The 21,096-nt window shown below is 63.0% G+C and carries 17 protein-coding genes and 1 riboswitch; of the genes, 3 read left to right on the top strand and 14 right to left on the bottom strand.

The window, feature by feature from the left end:
• Positions 1-126 precede the first annotated feature (126 nt).
• Positions 127-2,436 (bottom strand): UvrD-helicase domain-containing protein, encoded by a 2,310-nt coding sequence (locus tag ACQ4WQ_RS25485; protein WP_326458201.1) that lies wholly within the window; start codon positions 2,434-2,436, stop codon positions 127-129.
• Positions 2,437-2,544: 108 nt separating this feature from the next.
• Between ACQ4WQ_RS25485 and ACQ4WQ_RS25480 the strand changes: the two genes are divergently transcribed.
• Positions 2,545-2,820 (top strand): hypothetical protein, encoded by a 276-nt coding sequence (locus tag ACQ4WQ_RS25480; protein ID WP_436500895.1) that lies wholly within the window; start codon positions 2,545-2,547, stop codon positions 2,818-2,820.
• Here ACQ4WQ_RS25480 and ACQ4WQ_RS25475 read toward each other — a convergent pair.
• The 12 genes from ACQ4WQ_RS25475 to ACQ4WQ_RS25420 form a co-directional block, all read right to left on the bottom strand.
• The gene (locus tag ACQ4WQ_RS25475; protein WP_436500893.1) at positions 2,817-3,671 is read right to left on the bottom strand and encodes a hypothetical protein; all 855 of its coding nucleotides are present in this window, start codon (positions 3,669-3,671) and stop codon (positions 2,817-2,819) included. The genes ACQ4WQ_RS25480 and ACQ4WQ_RS25475 overlap by 4 nt on opposite strands.
• A 184-nt stretch (positions 3,672-3,855) precedes the next feature.
• Entirely contained in the window at positions 3,856-4,962 is a 1,107-nt protein-coding gene (locus tag ACQ4WQ_RS25470; RefSeq protein WP_102120082.1) for an S-(hydroxymethyl)glutathione dehydrogenase/class III alcohol dehydrogenase, read from the bottom strand.
• Between the two features lie 90 nt (positions 4,963-5,052).
• Positions 5,053-5,685: an ANTAR domain-containing response regulator gene (locus ACQ4WQ_RS25465; protein ID WP_034749164.1), complete on the bottom strand. Its 633-nt coding sequence runs from the start codon at positions 5,683-5,685 to the stop codon at positions 5,053-5,055.
• A gap of 78 nt (positions 5,686-5,763) precedes the next feature.
• Positions 5,764-6,387 carry a thiamine phosphate synthase gene (gene thiE, locus ACQ4WQ_RS25460; RefSeq protein ID WP_436500891.1) on the bottom strand — a complete coding sequence of 208 codons (624 nt, stop codon included), beginning with the start codon at positions 6,385-6,387 and terminating at the stop codon, positions 5,764-5,766.
• A gap of 9 nt (positions 6,388-6,396) precedes the next feature.
• Positions 6,397-7,161, bottom strand: coding sequence for a bifunctional hydroxymethylpyrimidine kinase/phosphomethylpyrimidine kinase (thiD, locus tag ACQ4WQ_RS25455; RefSeq protein WP_436501071.1), 765 nt, complete (start codon positions 7,159-7,161; stop codon positions 6,397-6,399).
• Positions 7,161-7,955, bottom strand: coding sequence for a thiazole synthase (locus tag ACQ4WQ_RS25450; protein ID WP_436500889.1), 795 nt, complete (start codon positions 7,953-7,955; stop codon positions 7,161-7,163). The genes thiD and ACQ4WQ_RS25450 overlap by 1 nt, the downstream gene beginning before the upstream one ends.
• Before the next feature lie 25 nt (positions 7,956-7,980).
• Entirely contained in the window at positions 7,981-8,184 is a 204-nt protein-coding gene (gene thiS, locus ACQ4WQ_RS25445) for a sulfur carrier protein ThiS (RefSeq protein ID WP_070222852.1), read from the bottom strand.
• A 20-nt stretch (positions 8,185-8,204) separates the two neighbouring features.
• Positions 8,205-10,118 carry a phosphomethylpyrimidine synthase ThiC gene (gene thiC, locus ACQ4WQ_RS25440; protein ID WP_436500887.1) on the bottom strand — a complete coding sequence of 638 codons (1,914 nt, stop codon included), beginning with the start codon at positions 10,116-10,118 and terminating at the stop codon, positions 8,205-8,207.
• A 79-nt stretch (positions 10,119-10,197) separates the two neighbouring features.
• Positions 10,198-10,313, bottom strand: a riboswitch (TPP riboswitch).
• Positions 10,314-10,421: 108 nt separating this feature from the next.
• Positions 10,422-10,679, bottom strand: a complete 258-nt coding sequence (locus tag ACQ4WQ_RS25435) for a hypothetical protein (protein WP_436500885.1) — start codon at positions 10,677-10,679, stop codon at positions 10,422-10,424.
• Positions 10,680-10,717: 38 nt separating this feature from the next.
• On the bottom strand, positions 10,718-11,524 hold the full coding sequence (locus ACQ4WQ_RS25430) for a response regulator (protein WP_070222683.1): 807 nt from the start codon (positions 11,522-11,524) through the stop codon (positions 10,718-10,720).
• 28 nt (positions 11,525-11,552) lie between these two features.
• Positions 11,553-13,457, bottom strand: coding sequence for a hybrid sensor histidine kinase/response regulator (locus tag ACQ4WQ_RS25425; RefSeq protein WP_436500883.1), 1,905 nt, complete (start codon positions 13,455-13,457; stop codon positions 11,553-11,555).
• Positions 13,458-13,502: 45 nt separating this feature from the next.
• Entirely contained in the window at positions 13,503-14,243 is a 741-nt protein-coding gene (locus ACQ4WQ_RS25420) for a Crp/Fnr family transcriptional regulator (RefSeq protein WP_436500881.1), read from the bottom strand.
• Between the two features lie 238 nt (positions 14,244-14,481).
• Here ACQ4WQ_RS25420 and ACQ4WQ_RS25415 point away from each other — a divergent pair, with 238 nt between their 5' ends.
• A complete protein-coding gene (locus ACQ4WQ_RS25415; protein ID WP_436500879.1) occupies positions 14,482-16,578 on the top strand; it encodes a putative bifunctional diguanylate cyclase/phosphodiesterase in 2,097 nt (698 codons plus the stop codon).
• Between the two features lie 7 nt (positions 16,579-16,585).
• Here ACQ4WQ_RS25415 and ACQ4WQ_RS25410 read toward each other — a convergent pair whose 3' ends face one another.
• Positions 16,586-17,626 (bottom strand): porin, encoded by a 1,041-nt coding sequence (locus ACQ4WQ_RS25410; RefSeq protein ID WP_436500877.1) that lies wholly within the window; start codon positions 17,624-17,626, stop codon positions 16,586-16,588.
• Positions 17,627-18,141: 515 nt separating this feature from the next.
• On the opposite strand from ACQ4WQ_RS25410, the gene ACQ4WQ_RS25405 reads away from it, so the two are divergent.
• Positions 18,142-20,949 carry a valine--tRNA ligase gene (locus ACQ4WQ_RS25405; protein ID WP_436500875.1) on the top strand — a complete coding sequence of 936 codons (2,808 nt, stop codon included), beginning with the start codon at positions 18,142-18,144 and terminating at the stop codon, positions 20,947-20,949.
• Positions 20,950-21,096 lie beyond the last annotated feature (147 nt).

Here is a 21,096-nt window from a genome sequence, read left to right as displayed (position 1 = left end):
AGGGGCAGCCTGCGCAGGCTGCCCTTTTTTTATATATCGAATGCCTTGCAAGGCCAACAATGATGTCGGATTAGCGGCGGCACGCCGCGTAATCCGACGCCATCGTCAGCCATCCCGCGTCCTACATCACCGTCCCAGACGTTCCAGCTTGGCGATCCCCAGGTCCAGCACCTTCATGCCGTGCTGTCCGAAATTGATCTGCGCGCGCGCATTGCCGCCGCCGCCTTCGATATTGACGATCACGCCTTCGCCGAACTTGGCGTGCGCCACCGATTCACCGATGCGCCAGCCGCCGCCCGTGGCTTTTTGCGCGATCTTTTGCGCAATCGCATTGTCCGAACCCAGGCTGGCCACTCTTGGCGCCTCGTCCCAGGCCGACTTGCGGTTGCCGAACCAGTTGGCCTGCACCTTCGGCGACAGCCATTTCAAGGACTCTTCCGGCAACTCGTCGAAGAAGCGCGACTTCATGTTGTAGCGCGTCTGGCCGTGCAGCATGCGCGTCTGCGAAAAGCTCATGTAGAGCCGCTTGCGCGCGCGCGTGATGGCCACGTACATCAGCCGGCGTTCTTCTTCCACGCCGTTGTCTTCCTTCGAGCTGCTTTCGTGCGGGAACAGACCCTCTTCCAGGCCCGTGATGAACACGTTGTCGAATTCCAGGCCCTTGGCCGAGTGCACGGTCATCATCTGCAGCGCATCCTGACCCGCCTGCGCCTGGTTGTCGCCCGCTTCCAGCGACGCGTGCGAGAGGAAGGCGGAGAGCGGCGACATCACGGCCGGCAGCGGCGCGTCGGCGTCGAGTATCTCGATGCCGTCCTGGTTGACGACGGGCGCGCCCGACTGCGCCTGGGCGGCTGGCCCCAGGTGGGCCGGTGCGGCCTGGCCGAAACCTTCCTCGGAAACGAACTGGCTGGCCGCGCTGACCATCTGCTCCAGATTCTCGATGCGGTCGGCGCCTTCTTTTTCATTCTGATAATGCTGGAGCAAGGTACTCGCTTCCAGCACCACTCTGACCATTTCCGGCAGGGACAATTGCTGCGTTTCGAAACGCACGCCCTCGATCAGCTTGACGAAGCCGGCCAGCACGCTGCCCGCCTTGCCCGCCACATACGGCACGGCTGCGTACAGCGAAATGCCGTACTGCTCGGACGCGCCCTGCAATTGCTCGATCGAGCGCATGCCGATACCGCGCGTGGGGAAGTTGACCACGCGCAAGAAAGCGGAGTCATTGTGCGGATTGTCCATCAATTGCAAATAGGCAATCGCGTGCTTGACCTCGGCGCGCTGGAAATAGCGCTGGCCGCCATACACGTGATACGGAATCGCGGCCGAGAACAGCGCGTGTTCGATCACGCGCGACTGCGCATTCGAGCGGTACAGAATGGCGATTTCGCTGCGCGAGGCGCCATCGGCGATCAGGCTTTTCGCTTCTTCGATGATCCACTGCGCTTCCTGCAGGTCGGAACTGGCTTCATACACGCGCACCTGCTCGCCATGGCCCGCGTCCGTGCGCAAATTCTTGCCCAGGCGCTTGCTATTGTTCGCGATCAGCACGTTGGCGCTGTCGAGGATGTGGCCGTGCGAGCGGTAGTTCTGCTCGAGCTTGATCAAGTTCTTCACCTGGAATTCGTGCTCGAAGGCGCTCATGTTGCCGACATTCGCACCGCGGAACGCATAGATGCTCTGGTCATCGTCGCCGACGGCAAACAGGGCCCCGCCATCGCGGCTGCCATGGCCGGCCAGCAATTTTAACCAGTTGTATTGCAGGTTATTCGTATCCTGGAACTCGTCCACGAGGATGTGGCGGAAACGGGCCTGGTAGTGTTCACGCAGGGGCTGGTTACGGCTCAGCAATTCATACGTGCGCAACAGCAATTCCGCGAAATCGACGACGCCTTCGCGCTGGCACTGGTCGTCGTACAGCTGGTACAGCTCGACCATCTTGCGCTCGTGCGCGTCATACGCTTCCACGTCCGTGGCGCGCAAACCCTGGTCCTTGGCATTGTTAATGAAATACATCACCGTCTTCGGCGGGAATTTCTCATCATCGATGTTGTTCGCCTTCAACAAGCGCTTGATCACGGAGAGCTGATCCTGCGAATCGAGGATCTGGAACGTTTGCGGCAAGGCCGCGTCGCGGTAGTGCGTGCGCAGCAAGCGGTTGCACAGGCCGTGGAAGGTGCCGATCCACATGCCGCGCGTATTGATCGGCAGCATGGCCGACAGGCGCGTGAGCATTTCCTTGGCGGCTTTATTGGTAAACGTCACGGCCAGGATGCCGGGCGGCGATACCTGCTGGGTCTGGATCAGCCACGCGATGCGGGTGGTCAGCACGCGGGTCTTGCCCGAACCGGCGCCGGCCAGGATCAGCGCATGCTGGGCCGGCAGGGTGACGGCAGCCAATTGTTCGGGATTGAGGTTGTGAAGAAGATTTTGCATGCCGTGATTATACCGGCATGGCTAAAAATACTGTGCATTTGTCCAGCGGTCGCGCCATTTTACCCGCGCGCGCTACAATCGGCATCCGACACAACGGCCTGTATCCCCATGACACCACCCACCCACCTCGACGGCGCCCGCGTACTGGCCTGGGCCTGGTCCGACTTGCCCTTCGGCCACGTCGCCGCTGAAGACGGCACCACCCCCATCGCCATCCACGGCCTGGCCGTGTGCCAGTATGCAGGCGAAGCGCGCGTCTACCGTTTCAGCTGCGACGCGCGCTGGGAAACCGTGCAGGATGAGGTGTATGCGAGCGCAGACGAGGCCAGGCAGCAGCTGCCGGCGCATTACCGCGCCGTGGCCGCCGCCTGGAACCAAATCTAGCGCACCGGCTTTGCCTTGCCCTCGCTGAGCGCCTGGGCGATCACCTGACGCGTGGTCTTGTCGGCCGCCTTGCTGGCCTTTTCCTGCTGGCGTCCCAGCGCTTCCATCTGCTTGCCCAGGGTTTCCATCGGCTTGCCGCGCTGATCCATCTGGCGCGACAGCGCATCCACCTTGTCCGCCTCGCGCTCTTGCGCGGCGGCAATGCGGTCGTTGACCTCTTCCATGGCGTCCTGCGCGTCTTCCATCTGCTGCTGCAGGCGTTCCACCTCGCGCCCGGCCGCGCGGCGCGCCGTCTCCGTGGTGGCCTGCGCCTGGCGGCGTGCCGCCTCGCCCATCTTGCGGCCCAGTTCCTGCTGCTGGCGGCCCAGCGCCTGCAGTTGCGCCACATCGCGCGCGCCGACGTTCGCCTGCGCCGCGCCATGGGCGCCCATCTTGCTGCCCAGTTCGCCCATCGCCTTGCCATGTTCGCTCATCTGCTTGCCCAGGCCGCTCATCTGAAAGCCCAGATCTTGCGACGGTTTCCAGGCGTCGCGCACGCGGGCCAGCAGCGCGGCATCCTGCGTCACATAACCCTTGCCCTGGTCGCGGAACCACAGGAACTGCCCCTTGAGCGAACGCTGCAGCTGCTTGATCTGCTGGCCGTCGACATCGGTGCCGGCCATGGTCACGCTGTCCTCGCTGCTGTCGACGAGCGCATAGCCGTCGCCGCTGCCCATGGAAATATTGATCTGCTTGCTCGGCGCGGCCGGTGCGGCTGGCGGTGCGGGCGGCTGCGGCGGCTGCACGGCCAGCGCGCTGCCGCCAAGCACAATACCGGCCAGGCTGAGGATCAAACGGTAGGAAGTGGACATGGCTGCCTCGTTGCAAAAGTAGTGGAGCATCAACTGTAGCGGCGGATGGCGCACGGCTCCAGCGCGGTGCGACAGGCTGCAAAAAGGCTGGCCTGGATGGCAGACACGGACGATGGATGGAATGCCGCACAAAAAAAAACGGAGGCCGAAGCCTCCGCAAAACGCCGTGGTACGGCGTAAATTATTAGTACAGCACGACGGAGCGGATCGATTCGCCGCTCTTCATCAGGTCGAAGCCCTGGTTGATGTCGTCGAGCTTCAAGCGGTGCGTGATCAGATCATCGATATTGAGCTTGCCTTCCATATACCAGTCGACGATCTTCGGCACGTCCGTGCGACCGCGTGCACCGCCGAAAGCGGAGCCTTTCCACACGCGCCCCGTCACCAGCTGGAATGGACGGGTGGAAATTTCCTGGCCGGCCGCCGCCACGCCGATGATGATGGACTGGCCCCAGCCCTTGTGGCAGCACTCGAGCGACTGGCGCATGGTGGTGGTGTTGCCGATGCATTCAAAACTGTAGTCGGCGCCGCCGTCCGTCAGCTGCACGATGGTGTCGACCACGTTGTCCACTTCGTTGGCATTGACGAAATGCGTCATGCCGAACTTGCGCGCGATGGCCTGGCGCGCCGGGTTGATGTCGACGCCAATGATTTTATCCGCGCCGACCATCTTCGCCGCCTGGATCACGTTCAGGCCGATGCCGCCCAGGCCGAACACGACGACATTCGCGCCCGCCTCGACCTTGGCCGTAAACAGCACGGCGCCCACGCCGGTGGTGACGCCGCAGCCGATGTAGCAGACCTTGTCGAAGGGCGCGTCTTCGCGGATCTTCGCCAACGCGATTTCCGGCACGACGATGTAGTTCGAGAAGGTGGAGGTGCCCATGTAGTGAAAGATGGGCTTGCCGTCGATGGAAAAGCGCGAGGTGGCGTCCGGCATCAGGCCGCGGCCCTGGGTCGAGCGGATCGACTGGCACAGGTTCGTTTTTTGCGACAGACAGAATTTGCACTGGCGGCATTCCGGCGTGTACAGCGGAATGACGTGGTCATCCTTCTTCAGGCTTTTCACGCCCGGGCCCACGTCGACGACGATGCCGGCGCCTTCATGGCCGAGGATGGACGGGAAGATGCCTTCCGGATCGGCGCCCGACAGGGTGTAGTAATCGGTGTGGCAAATTCCCGTGGCCTTGATTTCGACCAGTACCTCGCCCTCGCGCGGGCCGGCCAGGTCGACTTCTTCGATGGTCAGCGGGGCGCCCGCCTTCCAGGCAATCGCTGCTTTGGTTTTCATGTGTGTCCTGTCTATGGTTGAACCAGGCGCGCCAGCGCGCCGTATCGCCACATCATAGCAAGGCAGGCATGCGGGCGCGAGAGGATACGCTTACTTGGTCTTTGCCCGGTTCAAAAATGCGCCGTGCAAGCCGTTCAGGGTTTCCTCGGCCAGCAGCAGCTGGCTGGCGATTTCATTGATCTTGCGGCGGCTGGAACGGGCGTGGTCGCGCAGCACTTCGAAGGCCGTGTTGCGGTCCGTCTGGAATTTTCCCATCAAGAGGCCCACGGCCAGGCTCGTTTCGCGGCCGGCGGCCAGGGCCGCGTTCAGGTTCAGCTCGGTGCGCCGCAGCTGGCGGATCTCATCGGCGCGCGCCAGGCCCGCTTCAAACGCGGGCATCAAACGGCCTTCGTCGACGGGTTTGACGACATAGCCGACGGCGCCGTAGGCGGCCGCCTGCTTGCCCGATTCGCTGTCGCCGCTGCCGGACAGGAACATGAACGGCACGGCCGTCTCGCCATGCAGGCGCTTGGCCAGTTCCAGGCCGGACATGCCCGGCATGTGGATGTCGAGCAAGGCCAGGTCCGGCTCGCGCTGGGCGATCAACTGCAGCGCCACTTCGGCCGAATGGGCCAGGGCCGTCTCGTAGCCGGCATGGCGCAGGACTTCGCCGAGGAATTCCAACAGGAGCTGGTCATCGTCAACGATCAGGATAAGGCGTTTCGCGGCGGCTGGCTGACTCATGGGTGGGGGACCTCGGTAATGAATGATGTTCTTATTATATGCCGATTATTGCCCCAAACCAGCCCCGTATGTCCATGCTCATGCCGCGAACAATTGATTGAATTGCTGCACCGCAATATTCACATCGTCCGCCTCGTATGCATTGTTAAAGACGCTGCTGATGGCCGCCACCATGTCGGCGCCGCGCGCCACGAGCGGCGCCGCGTTCTCCGGCGTCATGCCGCCGATCACCACGCACGGCAAGGCGATCTCGCGCTTGGCCTGCAGCACGATATCGAGGGGCGTCGTCACCGGATACTTTTTCACCAGCGACGGATAAAAGCCGCCGAAGGCCACATAGCTGGCGCCGCCGGCCTCGGCCGTCCTTGCCAGGGCCATGTCGCCATAGCAGGAAGCGCCGACGACCTTGTCCTTGCCCAGGCGCGCGCGCACCTGCGCCACGGACGCGTCCAGGCCGCCCACGTGCACGCCATCGGCGTCGAGCTCTTCGCACAGTTCGATAAAATCGTTGATGATGAAGGGCACGCCATACTTGCGGGCCAGGGCCAGCAAGGCGCCCGCCTGCTCGCGCCGCTGCGGCGCCTCGGCGCTCTTGTGGCGGTATTGCAGCAGGGCCACGCCTTCGTGCAAGGCTTGCTCGCTTACGTCGAGCAGGCGGTCGGTGTCGTCCCAGTTCGGGGTAACCAGATACAGTCCACGCATGATATTTCCTTATTGAATGAATCGTTGCGGCATGAGTTGACCTGGCGCAATCGCATACGCGCCGGCCAGCGCCGCATGGCAATAGGCTTGCGCGCCATCGAGCGCATCTTGCATCGGCACGCCTTGCGCCAGGCGCGCCGCGATGGCCGAGGCCAGGGTGCAGCCGCTGCCGTGAAACTCTCCGGGCAGGCGCGGCCAGCGCCACTCGCGCTCCCCGCCCTTTGCGTCAAACCAGCGGTTGATGACGCTGTCACCGTCGCCATGGCCGCCCGTCACCAGCACGTGGCCACAGCCTTGCGCGCGCAAGGCTGCTTCGCCGCCGAGGGCCAGCGCTTCCAGCCCGTTCGGTACGATCACGGTAGTCACCGGCAACAAGGGCGCCAGCGCCAGCACGGCATCGTCCCGGCTGAGCACGTCGCCATGGCCGCTGGCCAGCACGGGATCGAGCACCACGGGCAAGTCCGGCCGGCTTTGGCGCAATTGCGCGATCAGCTGCGCGATGACGGCCGCATTCGCGGCGCTGCCGGGAATGCCGATCTTCACGGCATCGATGGCGATCTTGTCGATCAGCGCCAGCGCCTGCCGGCGCAGCCATTCCGGCGCCACCGCCTGCACGCCGAACACCCTGTCGTTGTCCTGCACCGTCAGCGCCGTCACGACGGGCAAGGCATGCGCGCCCTGCGCCGCAATTGCGACAATATCGGCGGCGATGCCGGCGCCGCCCGACGGATCGACGCCGGCAAACACCAGCACCGTCGGCAACGTTGGCCCCATCACGCCAGGCGGCCCGCCATCGGCGACGATGGGGAAGCGGCAAATTTGCGGGGCATGCGTCCCGCCAAAAACGCTTCGCGCCCGGCCCGCACGGCCAGCTTCATGGCATGCGCCATGCGCACGGGGTCGCGCGCGCCGGCAATGGCCGTGTTCATCAACACGCCATCGCAACCGAGTTCCATGGCGATGGCCGCATCCGACGCCGTGCCCACGCCAGCATCGACGAGCACGGGGACTTTCGCCTGGTCGATGATCAAGGACAAGTTCCACGGATTCAGGATGCCCATGCCCGAGCCGATCAGCGATGCCAGTGGCATGACGGCCACGCAACCGATATCTTCCAGAATCTTCGCCTGGATGGGATCGTCGCTGCAGTAGACCATCACATCAAAACCATCCTTGACCAGCGCTTCGGCCGCGATCAGGGTTTCCGGCATGTGCGGGAACAGGGTCTTTTCGTCGCCCAGTACTTCCAGCTTCACCAGATTGCGCCCGCCCAAGAGTTCGCGCGCCAGCTGCAGGGTGTAGACGGCGTCTTTCGCGTTGTAGCAGCCGGCCGTGTTCGGGAGAATCGTGTACTGGTCCGGCGGCACGAAGTCGAGCAGGCTGGGCGCGTTCGGGTCCTGCCCGATATTCACGCGGCGGATGGCCACCGTGATGATCTGCGCTTCCGCCGCGTCCGTCGCTTCGCGCGTCTGCGGCAAATCCTTGTACTTGCCGCTGCCCACCAGCAGGCGCGATCGATACTGTTTGCCTGCGATGGTCAGCAGGTCGTTGTTTGTTGCCGTATTCATGTTTTGTTCCTTGTCTTTTCTCAACTTAGCCGCCGCCGATGGCGCGGACGATTTCAACCTGGTCCTGCGTCTGCAAGACCTGTCCTGGCCACGCCTTGCGCGGCACGACGTTGCGGTTGACGGCCAGCGCCAGCGCCTGGTTTTCCAGCGACAGCGCGGCGATCAATTGATCGAGGGTTTGCCCGGGCGGCACCTGGTGCGGCGCGCCGTTGAGCGTGATGGATATCAATGCAGGCATCACGCTCTCCTTCAGACCTTGCGGTACAGCTCGGCGCCGTTCTTGATGAACTCGATGGCCTTGATTTCCATGCCCTGCTGGAGCGCCTTGTCTTCCGCGATGCCCATGCCGGCCGCGTATTCGCGCACTTCCTGCGTGATCTTCATCGAACAGAAATGGGGACCGCACATGGAGCAGAAATGCGCCACCTTGGCCGAATCCTTGGGCAAGGTTTCATCGTGAAATTCGCGCGCCTTGTCCGGGTCCAGGCCGATGTTGAACTGGTCGTCCCAGCGGAATTCGAAGCGGGCTTTCGACAGCGCGTTGTCGCGGATCTGTGCGCCCGGATGGCCTTTCGCCAGGTCGGCCGCATGCGCCGCAATCTTGTAGGTAATGATGCCGTCCTTGACGTCCGCCTTGTTGGGCAAGCCCAGGTGTTCCTTCGGCGTCACGTAGCACAGCATGGCCGTGCCGTACCAGCCGATCATGGCCGCGCCGATGCCCGAGGTGATGTGGTCGTAACCGGGCGCGATGTCGGTCGTCAGCGGCCCCAGGGTGTAGAACGGCGCTTCGCCGCACTGCTCCAGCTGCAAGTCCATGTTTTCCTTGATCAGCTGCATCGGCACGTGGCCCGGGCCTTCGATCATCACTTGCACATCGTGTTTCCAGGCAACCTGCGTCAACTCGCCCAGGGTCTTCAGTTCGCCCAGCTGCGCTTCGTCGTTGGCGTCGTAGATAGAGCCGGGGCGCAAACCGTCGCCCAGCGAGAACGACACGTCGTAGGCCTTCATGATTTCGCAGATTTCCTCGAAATGCGTGTACAGGAACGATTCCTGGTGGTGCGCCAGGCACCATTTCGCCATGATGGAACCGCCGCGCGAGACAATGCCCGTCAGCCGCTTGGCCGTCATCGGCACGTAGCGCAGCAGCACGCCCGCGTGGATGGTGAAGTAGTCGACGCCCTGCTCGGCCTGCTCGATCAGGGTGTCGCGGAAGATTTCCCACGTCAGATCTTCGGCCTTGCCATTGACCTTTTCCAGCGCCTGGTAAATCGGTACGGTGCCGATGGGCACGGGGCTGTTGCGCACGATCCATTCGCGCGTTTCGTGGATGTGCTTGCCGGTGGACAAGTCCATCACGTTATCGCCGCCCCAGCGGATGGCCCAGGTCATCTTTTCCACTTCCTCGCCGATCGACGAGGTGACGGCGGAATTGCCGATGTTCGCGTTGATTTTCACGAGGAAATTGCGGCCGATGATCATCGGCTCGACTTCCGGGTGGTTGATGTTGGCGGGAATGATGGCGCGGCCGCGGGCGATTTCCTCGCGCACGAATTCCGGCGTGATGTCAGCCGGGATGCTGGCGCCGAACGACTGACCCGGATGCTGGCGGCCCATCAGCTCGGCCAGGCGCTCGCCCATGGGACCGGAAGCCTTGAGCTCGCGCAAATACTCCTGGCGGCGCATGTTTTCGCGGATGGCGACGAATTCCATTTCCGGCGTGATGATGCCTTGGCGCGCGTAATGCATTTGCGTCACGTTCTTGCCGGCGATGGCGCGGCGCGGCTTGCGGTGCAGATTGAAACGCAGCTCGGCCAGTTTCGGGTCGGCCAGGCGGGCGATGCCGTAGTCGGAGGTGGGGCCGGACAATTCTTCCGTATCGGCCCGCTCCATGATCCACGGCAGGCGCGGCGTATCGAGGCCCGAGCGGATGTCGATCTGCACATCCGGGTCCGTGTAGGGACCGGAGGTGTCGTAGACGTAGATCGGCGGATTCTTTTCGCCGCCGAACGACGCTTCCGTGTCGGACTGGCTGATCTCGCGCATGGGTACGCGGATGTCGGGACGGCTGCCCTGCACGTAGATCTTGCGCGAATTGGGCAGCGGCGCGATGGCGGCTTCGTCGACCGTGGCGGTGGCGGAGAGGAATTTCGGGTTGGCGTTCATTTTGGCTCCTTGGCTAGACTATTTTTAAGCCTGGAGCCAGCTAAGGAGGTTCGGCTGTGCGCACGCGGAAAGGCGGGGTGCGTTCATCCTAAAGCTTCCCTTCGCTGGCATTATCCAGATCAGGTTCGGAGGGTATTTCTCACCCGCGCTTGCACTGTGTTTCCACAGCGAAAGGCAGGACCCCTAGCGTTTGCCGCCTTGCGGCAGCGAGCCAATTATACGCGGTTCGCGCCGCGTGGCCAGATGATTTCTTGCAGGTGTCGTCTTTGCGCATCTGCTGCAATGCAGCAGATGGCGGCACGATTATTTCTTCTTGCCCCAGCGCCAGGCGGTCGGTTCGCCCTTCAGCTGGCAGATGAAAATGAGCACGGCAACGATGGCCACTTCATAGACGATGTAGCCGAGCAGCATGGTTTGCGGCGGGAACAGGAAGGCGCCGCAGGCGAACAGGGCCAGCGCAGCGAGGAACACCAGCCAGCCCTGCCAGGTGATGGGCAAGCCCCAGCCCCAGCCATAGGTCTTGGCGGGGAACCAGTATTGCGGTGGTGATTTGTCAGTCATGATTTTTCCTGGTCAATATCAATAACACCAAGTATAAATCACGCTCCCCGCAAGCGCTCCGTGACATCGAGGCCGATGCCGCGGTAGCCGATGAAGCGGCTGCCATTGTCGAACATCGGTTCGCCGCTGACCTGCAGATACTGCGTGCTGCCGTCGAGGTTGGCGCGGCTGTAGATGAAATCGAGGAACGGTTCGCGCGCGGCAATTTTTGCGTCGAGCAAGGCGCGCTCGGCGGCATTCCAGCGCTGCGGCTCTTCCTCGCTGCCGATGCCCAGCATCTCAGCCACGGGGCCGGAAAAGCGCGTCAGGTTGCCCTGCGCATCCTGTTCCCAGTACCAGTCGGATGACAGTTCCGTGAAGCGCTGGAAGCGCGCTTCGCTTTCGCGCAATTCCGCCGTGCGGTCTTCCACCATCTGTTCCAGCGACTTGTTGTATTCGGCCAGCTTCTGGTACAGCAAGCGCACTTCCAGCATGTTGTGGATGCGCGTCTTGACTTCCACCAGGTCGAAGGGCTTGCTGACGAAATCCTTGGCGCCCGCTTGCAGGGCGCGCAGCTTGTGGCCGGGCTGGGCCGTGATCACCAGCACGGGCAGGTAGCTGCCCGCTTCGAGGTCGCGCAAGCCTTCCATGACTTCGAAGCCATCCATTTCCGGCATCTGCAAGTCGAGCAGAATCAGGTCGTAGCGGTGCTGCTGGTGCAGCGCGCGCACGGCTTGCGGGTCCATGGTGGACGTGATGCGCGTGTAGCCGGCATTGCGCAGCACCTGTTCGAGCAGCATGACGTTGGCCTCCTGGTCATCGACGATGAGGATGCTGGCGTTCAGGATCTCGGTGGCTTGAAGCATGGCGGTATTCCTAAAATTGAGTGCTGAATTAGCGTATTGCGTGAGTGTCGTCGGCCAGGCCGTGCGCGGCTGCATGGTGCAGGGCTACATCGAGCGCATCCATGAATTCGACGACCTTGATCGGCTTGGTGAGATAGCGGAAGAATCCCGCTTGCAAGCCTTTTTCGATGTCGCGCGGCACGGCATTGGCCGACAGGGCCATGACGGGAATGTGGCTGGTGAGGGGATCATCATGCAGGATATGCAGCGCGCCATAGCCGCTGATGCCGGGCAGATTGATATCCATCAAGATCACGTCGGGCTGATAGGTGCGCGCCAGGTCGATGCCCAGGTGCGCATCGATGGCCGTCAGCAGTTTCAAGTCGCTGCGGCGGGCGATCAATTGCTCGACCAGCGCCAGGTTGGCGGGATTGTCTTCCACGTACAGCAAGGTGCGCTGGCTTTCCTGCGGTTCCTGCACCTGCGGCAGCGCATCGCCGTCGCCCAGCACCAGTTCCGGCGCGCTGCTGGCGGCCAGCTCGAACCAGAACGTGGTGCCCACGCCGACGGTGCTGTCGACGCCGATGGTGCCGCCCATCAATTCGACCAGTTGCTTGGTGACGACCAGGCCGATGCCCGTGCCCTCTTCCGTGCTGTTTTCCTGTCCCAGGCGGTTGAAGGGCTGGAACAGCTGCGCTACCTGGGCCGCGTCGAGGCCGGCGCCGCTGTCGCGCACGCTCACGCGCACGCGCTCGCCATGCCGGCTGCATTCGACGGTGACGGCGCCGCCGCCCTGGTTGTACTTGATCGCGTTCGACAGCAGGTTGATCATCACCTGTTTCACGCGCGTGCGGTCCGCATGCACATAGAACGCCTTGCCGCAGCGGGGGAAATGCATGCGGATGCCGCGCTTTTCCGCCTGCGGCGCGATCATGGCCTGGCAATCCTGCAGCACGTCGAGCAGCGACATCGCTTCCTGAGACAGGGTGACCTTGCCCGATTCGATCATGGCCAGGTCGAGGATTTCATTAATCAAACGCAAGAGATACCAGCCGCCCTTGAGGATTTGCTCGATCGAGCGCTGCTGCGGCGGGCTCGGCGGCGGCACGTCGGACGCCATCAGCTGGGCGAAACCCAGCACGGCATTGAGGGGCGTGCGCAATTCATGGCTCATGCTCGACAGGAATTCGGATTTGGCGCGGTTGGCCTTTTCCGCCACCAGACGCGCCTTCTTCAGCTCGGCATTATTGGTCTCGACCAGCGAGCGCGTGTACGCCTGCTGTTCGCGCAGGCGCTGGTCCAGCAGCGCCTGTTCCGCCTCGACCTGCTTGCGCACCGTGTTGTCGGTGCCGATCAGCAGATAGCCGATGACCTTGCTCTGTGCATCGCGCAAGGCCGTCACGGAGACGATGGCGGGGAAACGGCTGCCATCCTTGCGGATGTAGGTCAGCTCATAGATGTCTTCGATGCCGCGCGTGGCCTTGAACACGAGCGCTTCCACGCCCGGCGTGATGACGGTGTCGAGCTCGGCGCTGAGGGCGGCCGCGCGGGTGACGATTTCTTGCGCGTCGGAAATACCGGCCGGCGTCAGCTTGTCGACCACGTCGCTGGCTTCATAGCCGAGCATGCGTTCGGCGCCCACGTTAAAGATCTGGATCACGCCCTGCGCATCGGTGGCGATGCACGAAAAATTGGCGCTGTTGAAAATCGCATCCTGCAAGGCGCCCGCCTTGAGCAGCTGGCGCGGCAGGCTGGCCGCCACTGTGCGCCGGTACAGCGCCACGAGCAGCATCAGCAGCAGGAAGACCAGTGCATCGATGACGCAGGCCGTCTCGAACGGCGCGCGCCAGGCCAGCACGCCGACGGCCAGCAACGCGACGGCGCTGAAGGAAAAGGCCAGTGCCATGGGCCAGCGCGACGGCGCGCGCGGAGGAATGTTTTCAACAGATTGCATGAGGTAGCCTGGGCAATGACAACGATAGGAAGGGGGATTGCGGTCTTAGGAACCCTGACGCTGGCGCACGTCCGACAGCAGGCGCGCGAATTCCTTTTTGACCACGCCATAGCATTCGCACACGTGGCCTTCGAGGCCGGCACGGTCCAGCACGGAGATATGGCCGCGCCGGTAACTGATGAAGCCGCGCGTCTGCAGGCGCCCCGCCGCTTCCGTCACGCCTTCGCGGCGCACGCCCAGCATGTTGGCGATCAGTTCCTGCGTCATGGTCAGCTCGCGGTTCGGCAGGCGGTCCATGGTCAGCAGCAGCCAGCGGCACAGCTGCTGCTCCACCGTATGGTGGCGGTTGCACACGGCCGTCTGCGACATTTGCGTGATCAGCGCTTGCGTGTAACGCAGCAGCAAGCGCATGACGGGGCCGGCGCGGTCGAACTCTTCCATCAGCAGGTGAGCCTTGAGCCGGTAGCCGACACCGCCTGTCTGCACGACGGCGCGGCTCGGTGTCGAGTTGCCGCCCATGAACAGCGACACGCCCACGATGCCCTCGTTGCCGACGCCGGCGATCTCGGACGAGCCGCCGTTTTCCAGCAGGTAATGGATGGAAACGATGGCCGTGGTGGGGAAGTACACATACTGCAGCTTGTCGCCAGAATCGTAGATCACGTCGCCGAGCAGCATGGAGACTTGCTCCAGATGGGGAGCCAGGCGCGCGAAATCGGCGTCGAGCATGGCGGAGAGCAAATGGTTTTGATTCGGGTTGTGCAGCTGGGCATGCGGACTCGACATGGGCAGTTTTCCTGGTTTCCAGTCGTCAGCTAGGGAGAGAAGTGAAAGACGTCCGAACGAGGGGCGCCATATGCAGCAGCGTAACACAGCGCCTGCACAATGACCCGACTATATTTCTTGCAGGCATGCTTGTCCGTTCGCCAGCGAACGGACTCCGCGGCGCTTGCCGCCCTACATTCAGTCACTGCCAAGGCTGCCGGATCATGGATCGGCGCCGGCGCTGCTACCGGACGCCATCATGCAATCATTCTTCAAACGTATCTCCATTTCCGTTTCCACCTCGGCCCTGATCACCCTGGCGGTCGGGCTGTGCCTGACGGCCCTGTGCTATGTCTCGGCGCGCCAGATCGAGTCGGAAAGTACCCGGCTGCTGCTGCAGTACCACGCCAGCGGACAAACGCTGCGCGCCGCCATGCTGCCGGCCAACGGCATGAGCCTGGACGCCAACCATCGCGGCTCGCTGTATGTGCTGCTGGGCGGACTGCTGTCGAGCCTGCTGGCAACGGCGTATGTGTACCAGCTGGTGTCGCGCAATTCCGTGATTGCCCGCATCACGGGCGAACGCACGGCGGCCTTGCAGTTTGCCAATTTGCGCCTGTCCGAGGATATCGCGGCGCGCATGCACAATGAAAAGTCGCTGCGGCTGCGCGAACGCATCATCGAAGTGTCGGCCAATGCCATCATCCTGTGCAGCGCCGACGCGCCCGGCTACCTGATCGAATACGTCAATCCCGCCTTCGAGCGCATCACCGGCTATGCGGCCAGCGAAGTCATCGGCCAGCGCCTGGAAGACTTGCAGGGCCCGGAGCAGGGGCGGCAAGACATGCATGAAATTACGGCCGCACTGCGCGAACAGCGCGAAGGCAAGGCCATCGTGCGCAATTTCCGCAAGGATGGCAGCTGCTACTGGAGCGAGCTGTTCGTCGCTCCCGTGCGCGACGATGGCGATGGTCCCGTCAGCCACTTTGTCGTGGCGCAATATGACATCAGCACCGTCATGCGTTTCGAGCAGGAACTGGAATTCCAGGCGCGGCACGATATCCTGACGGGGCTGGCCAACCGCGCCCTGCTGCGCGAACGGCTGGAACAGGCGATGGCCGTGACGCGGCGCAGCGGCCTGCCCCTGTGGGTGGTGTTCATCGATCTCGACCGCTTTAAATTCGTCAACGACACGCTGGGCCACGACGCGGGCGACCTGGTGCTGAAAAACGTGGCCGAGCGCCTGCGCGACGCCACGCGCGAAGTCGACACGGTGGCACGCCTGGGCGGCGACGAGTTCGTGCTGCTGCTGCCCCAGCATGGCAATGGCGAACCGGGCGCCGCCATCCTGCAGCGCATCCAGGACGCCGTGGCGCAGCCGCTGCAACTGGGCGAGTATGAATTTTTTCTCAGCTGCTGCATGGGCGTGGCCGTGTATCCCGACGATGGCCAGAATGCCGACACCTTGATCAAGCACGCCGATATCGCCATGTACCGCGCCAAGGAACAGGGACGGGGCCACTGGCAATTCTATGCCTCGGGCATGAATGCGGGCACCCTGGAGCAACTGGGACTGGAGAGCGAATTGCGCCACGCCCTGGAGCGGGGGCAATTTCACCTCGAATACCAGCCACAGCTGGATCTGGCAAGCGGCGCGGTGGTGGGCATGGAAGCGCTGCTGCGCTGGCAACATCCGCAGCTGGGGCGTATTCCACCTGCCAGCTTCATCGGCCTGGCCGAGGAAATGGGCCTGATCACGCCCATCGGCGACTGGGTCCTGCGCACGGCGTGCGCCCAGACGCGTGCCTGGCAACTGGCAGGCCATGGCCCGCTGCGCCTGGCCGTCAACCTGTCGGCACGACAATTCAAGCAAAGGAATCTGCTGCACGCTGTGGCGCAGGCACTGGCCGAGACGGGTCTCGACGCCGCCCATCTGGAACTGGAATTAACGGAAAGCATGGTCATGCATAACGTGGAGCAAGCCACCGCCATCATGGCCAACCTGAAGGCGCTGGGCGTGCAACTGTCCATCGACGACTTCGGCACCGGCTACTCCAGCCTGGCCTACCTGCGCCACTTCCCCATCGATGTATTAAAAATCGACAAAACCTTTGTCAGCGACATCACGCACAGCGACGACGATGCGGCCATCGTGCGCGCCATCATTTCGCTGGCGCACAGCCTGCGCCTGAAAGTGATCGCCGAAGGCGTGGAAACAGAGCAGCAACTGGCCTTCCTGCGCCAGCACGGCTGCGACCAGATGCAGGGCTACCTGTTCAGCCGCCCCCTGGCCGCGCCCGCCTTTGAAGAATTATTACGCCAAGGCAGCATGTTGCCTGCCCTGGCGATGGTTTGACCATGCGTTAAAACGCGTGGCGCAAGCCGATGTTGAAGGCGCGGTTGCCCGTGCCCACTTCCGTGGCGTTGCCCACCATGTAGGCGGCGTCGTTGCGGTTGCGGATATGCGCGTAGGCAACATATACCTTGCTGCGCTTGGACAAGGCGTACGTGGCGCCGATGGCCAGCTGCTGCGCATCGCGGTTGGCGCTATCGCGGTCATCCTTGCGCACATACGAGGCCAGCAAGGTCGTCGCACCGAGCGGCACGGAAACGCCGACGATGGCGTCGCGGCTGTCGTTCGAAGCGGTGGGCGCCTGCGCCGCGCCATATGGGTTTTCCGCGAAGAACATCGAGCTGCCCTCGCCCGTGTTGCGGCCATAGCCGGCAAACGCCGTGGCCACGCCGAAGTTGTAGTTACCGGCCAGAATCGTGTTGTTCGCGTCGGCCTTGCCCGGCTCGCCGGCACGGCTCTGGCGCGCCAGGCGCAGGGTCAACGGTCCGTTGACATAGCCCAGGGACAGGCCCAGCGAGCGCTGGTCCGCCGCCACACCCGTGTGTTCGCCGGCACCATACATGACGGTGCCCGTCACGCCGCGCCATTCCGGCGAGGTGTAGCGAACGGTATTGTCGATGCGCGTGGCCGAATAGCCGGCCAGGTTGGTCGCCGCGCCGGCAAAGCCGCCCTCGAAGGGGTCGGCCACGTCGGTCAGCGCCTGGCTTTGCAGGTTGTACTGTCGCCCCACGGTCAGCATGCCCAGCGGGCTGTTAAGGCCGACAAAGGCCTGGCGGCCGAACAATTGCCCCGCCTGGTCAGAGCGGCCCGTGTCGCTCAGGACGCCCGCTTCCAGGGTGAACACGGCTTGCCAGCCGTCGCCCAGCGACTCCGTGCCGCGCAGACCCAGGCGCGAGCCGGCCGATATCCCACTGGTGAGCTTGCTGACGCCGCCTTCCTGCACCAGGCCCGCGTCCATCAGCCCATACACGTCGACGGACGACTGGGCGTGGGCGGCGGACATGGCGCCGAGGGTGGTGGCAAGGCCGGCAACGATGGCGATTTTTTTCATGGTGATTTCCTTGTAAAAGCGAAACCAGGAAAGCGGCGGCCACGGCAGGGCCACAGGCGGCAAGGCGCCAAGCGGGGTGTGCCGTATCAAAAGACGACGCGCCGGACAACAGATCCTGGCTAAGCTGTGGCGGCAGCGGCGTGCAATGACGTGCCGCTTTGATTCCGCCGTGAATGGTGCACCGCTGGCGGTGCGCGTGGCTCAGGCGCCCGGCCCGAAGGGGACGCGCTGAAAGTGGCTGGCATCGCAGATGCGCTGGCCGTGAGACGCGGACGGGTGCTGGATATGAAACGTTGATCCCACCGCGTCTGCTGGCGCCGTCCGCAAGGATGGGGCAGGAGGCGCCGAGGCCGGCATTATAGCATCGGCCGCCCTTTCTCCCCCGTTTTATTGCGCCCTCTGTTGTTGGTTCGCGCCCCGCCAGGCCGCCAAAACACTGAAAAAGGCCGCTTGCCACGCTGCAGGCGTTGCCGCGTCATCTATAATGGTTCCTTTTGCCAATCACACGCCAAATCATGGAATTAGCCAAGTCTTTCGAGCCCGCCGACATTGAACAATTCTGGCGCACCGAGTGGGAACAGCGCGGTTACTTTACCGCCACCCTCGATGCCGGAAAACCTTCCTTCAGCATCCAGTTGCCGCCGCCGAACGTCACCGGCACCCTGCACATGGGCCATGCGTTCAACCAGACCATCATGGATGGCCTGACCCGCTACCACCGCATGCTGGGCCACAACACAGCCTGGATTCCCGGCACCGACCACGCGGGCATCGCCACGCAAATCGTCGTGCAGCGCCAGCTGGACGCGCAAAAGATTTCGCGCCATGACCTGGGCCGCGAGAAATTCGTGGAAAAAGTGTGGGAGTGGAAAGAAAAATCCGGTTCCATCATCACCGGGCAAATGCGCCGCCTGGGCGCCTCGGCCGACTGGCAGCGCGAATACTTCACGATGGATGAGCCGCGCTCGAAAGTCGTCACCGACGTCTTCGTGCGCCTGTTCGAGCAAGGCCTGATCTACCGCGGCAAGCGCCTCGTCAACTGGGACCCCGTGCTGGGCACGGCTGTGTCCGACCTGGAAGTGGTGTCCGAAGAAGAAGACGGCTCCATGTGGTACATCAAATACCCGCTGGCCGACGGCAGCGGTTTCCTGACGGTGGCGACGACCCGTCCTGAAACCATGCTGGGCGACGTGGCCGTGGCCGTCGATCCGACGGACGAGCGCTACACGGCGCTGGTGGGCAAGATGCTCAAACTGCCGCTGACGGACCGCGAAATCCCCATCATTGCCGACGAATACGTCGACAAGGAATTCGGCACCGGCTGCGTGAAGATCACCCCCGCGCACGACATGAACGATTACGCCGTGGGCCAGCGCCACAAACTGGCGCAGATCGTCATCCTGACCCTGGACGCGAAGATCACCGACGACGCGCCGGCCGCCTACCGCGGCATGGACCGTTTCGCCGCGCGCAAGCAGATCGTCGCCGACCTCGATGCGCAAGGCTTGCTGGAACAAGTCAAGCCCCATAAATTGATGGTGCCGCGCGGCGACCGCACGGGCGTCGTCATCGAGCCGATGCTGACGGACCAGTGGTTCGTCGCCATGAGCAAACCGGCCCCGGAAGGCACCTTCTTCCCAGGCAAGTCGATCGCCGAGACGGCGCTGGACAAGGTCGCCAATGGCGAAATCAAGTTCGTGCCGGAAAACTGGAGCACCACCTACAACCAGTGGCTCAACAACATCCAGGACTGGTGCATCTCGCGCCAGCTGTGGTGGGGCCATCAAATCCCGGCCTGGTACGACGACAAGGGCAATATCTTCGTTGCCAAGACGGAAGCGGAAGCCATCGCCAAGGCGCAGGCCGCAGGCAGCACGGGCCCCTTGAAGCGCGACGACGACGTGCTCGACACGTGGTTCTCGTCCGCTCTGGTGCCGTTCTCGACCATGGGTTGGCCTGAAGAAACACCGGACATGAAGGCCTTCCTGCCGTCGTCCGTGCTGGTGACGGGTTTCGACATCATCTTCTTCTGGGTCGCGCGCATGGTCATGATGACGGCGCACTTCACAGGCAAGGTGCCGTTTGAAACCGTCTACGTGCACGGCCTGGTGCGCGATTCGACGGGGCAGAAAATGTCCAAGTCGAAGGGCAACACCCTGGACCCGATCGACCTGATCGACGGCATCGACCTGGAAGGCTTGATCGTCAAGCGCACCACGGGCCTGATGAACCCGCGCGACGCGGAAAAGATCACCAAGGCGACGCGCAAGGAATTCCCGGAAGGCATTTCCGCCTACGGCACGGACGCCGTGCGCTTCACCATGGCCAGCTATGCCTCGCTGGGCCGCAACATCAATTTCGACCTGGGCCGCTGCGAAGGCTACCGCAACTTCTGCAACAAGATGTGGAACGCCACCCGTTTCGTCATGATGAATACAGAAGGCAAGGATTGCACCCCGAACGACGCCGACCTGTCGCAAGCGGACAAGTGGATCATCTCGCTGCTGCAAAAGGCGGAACTGGACGTGGCCAAGGGCTTCGAAGACTTCCGTTTCGACAATATCGCCGCCACCATCTACAAATTCGTGTGGGACGAGTATTGCGACTGGTACCTGGAAGTAGCCAAGGTGCAAGTGCAACAGGGCACGGAAGGCCAGCAGCGCGCCACCCGCCACACCCTGCTGCGCGTGCTGGAAGTGGTGCTGCGCCTGGCCCATCCGATCATCCCCTTCGTCACGGAAGCCCTGTGGCAGACGGTGGCGCCTTTGGCCGGCAAGACGCTCAAGGCGGAAGGTGATTCGATCATGATGCAGCCGTATCCGATCGCCAACACCGACAAGATCGACGAGTCGGCCGAAGCGTGGATGCAGCAGCTGAAAGCCTTGACGGATGCGACGCGCAACCTGCGCGGTGAAATGCAGATCTCGCCTTCCGTGCGCGTGCCGCTGATCGTCGAAGCGGGCAATGCGGCGGAAAAGGCCGCGCTGGCGTCGTACGCACCGTACATCCAGTCGCTGGGCAAGCTGGCCGAAGTGCAGATCGTCGACGCGCTGCCGGACTCGCCCGCCGCCGTCGCCATCGTCGGCACCACCAAGCTGATGCTGAAAGTGGAAATCGACGTGGCCGCCGAGCGCGAGCGCCTGTCGAAAGAAATGGCACGTCTTGAAGGCGAGATCAACAAAGCCAACGGCAAACTGTCGAACGAAAGTTTTGTCGCCCGCGCACCGGCTGAAGTGGTGGCGCAGGAAAAAGCCCGCGTCGCCAACTTCTCCGCGACGCTGGAAAAGATGCGCGAGCAGTTTGCCAAGTTGTCAGCGTCCTAAGAAAACCCAAGCAATGTAGCAGTTGAAAAGCCGCCCTACCGGGCGGCTTTTTTTTGGCCATGCGCCTATGCTGTCATGGCTAGGCGATTAATTTAGTAGAAAATAGTACGACCGGTCATTTATTTGCTACACTCGACAAACAAAAAC

This window comes from Janthinobacterium goodfellowi (genome assembly GCF_051380695.1).
GTDB lineage: Bacteria > Pseudomonadota > Gammaproteobacteria > Burkholderiales > Burkholderiaceae_D > Janthinobacterium.
The sequence above is the reverse complement of the archived record's forward strand: the minus strand, read 5'-3'. Positions and strand labels throughout refer to the sequence as shown.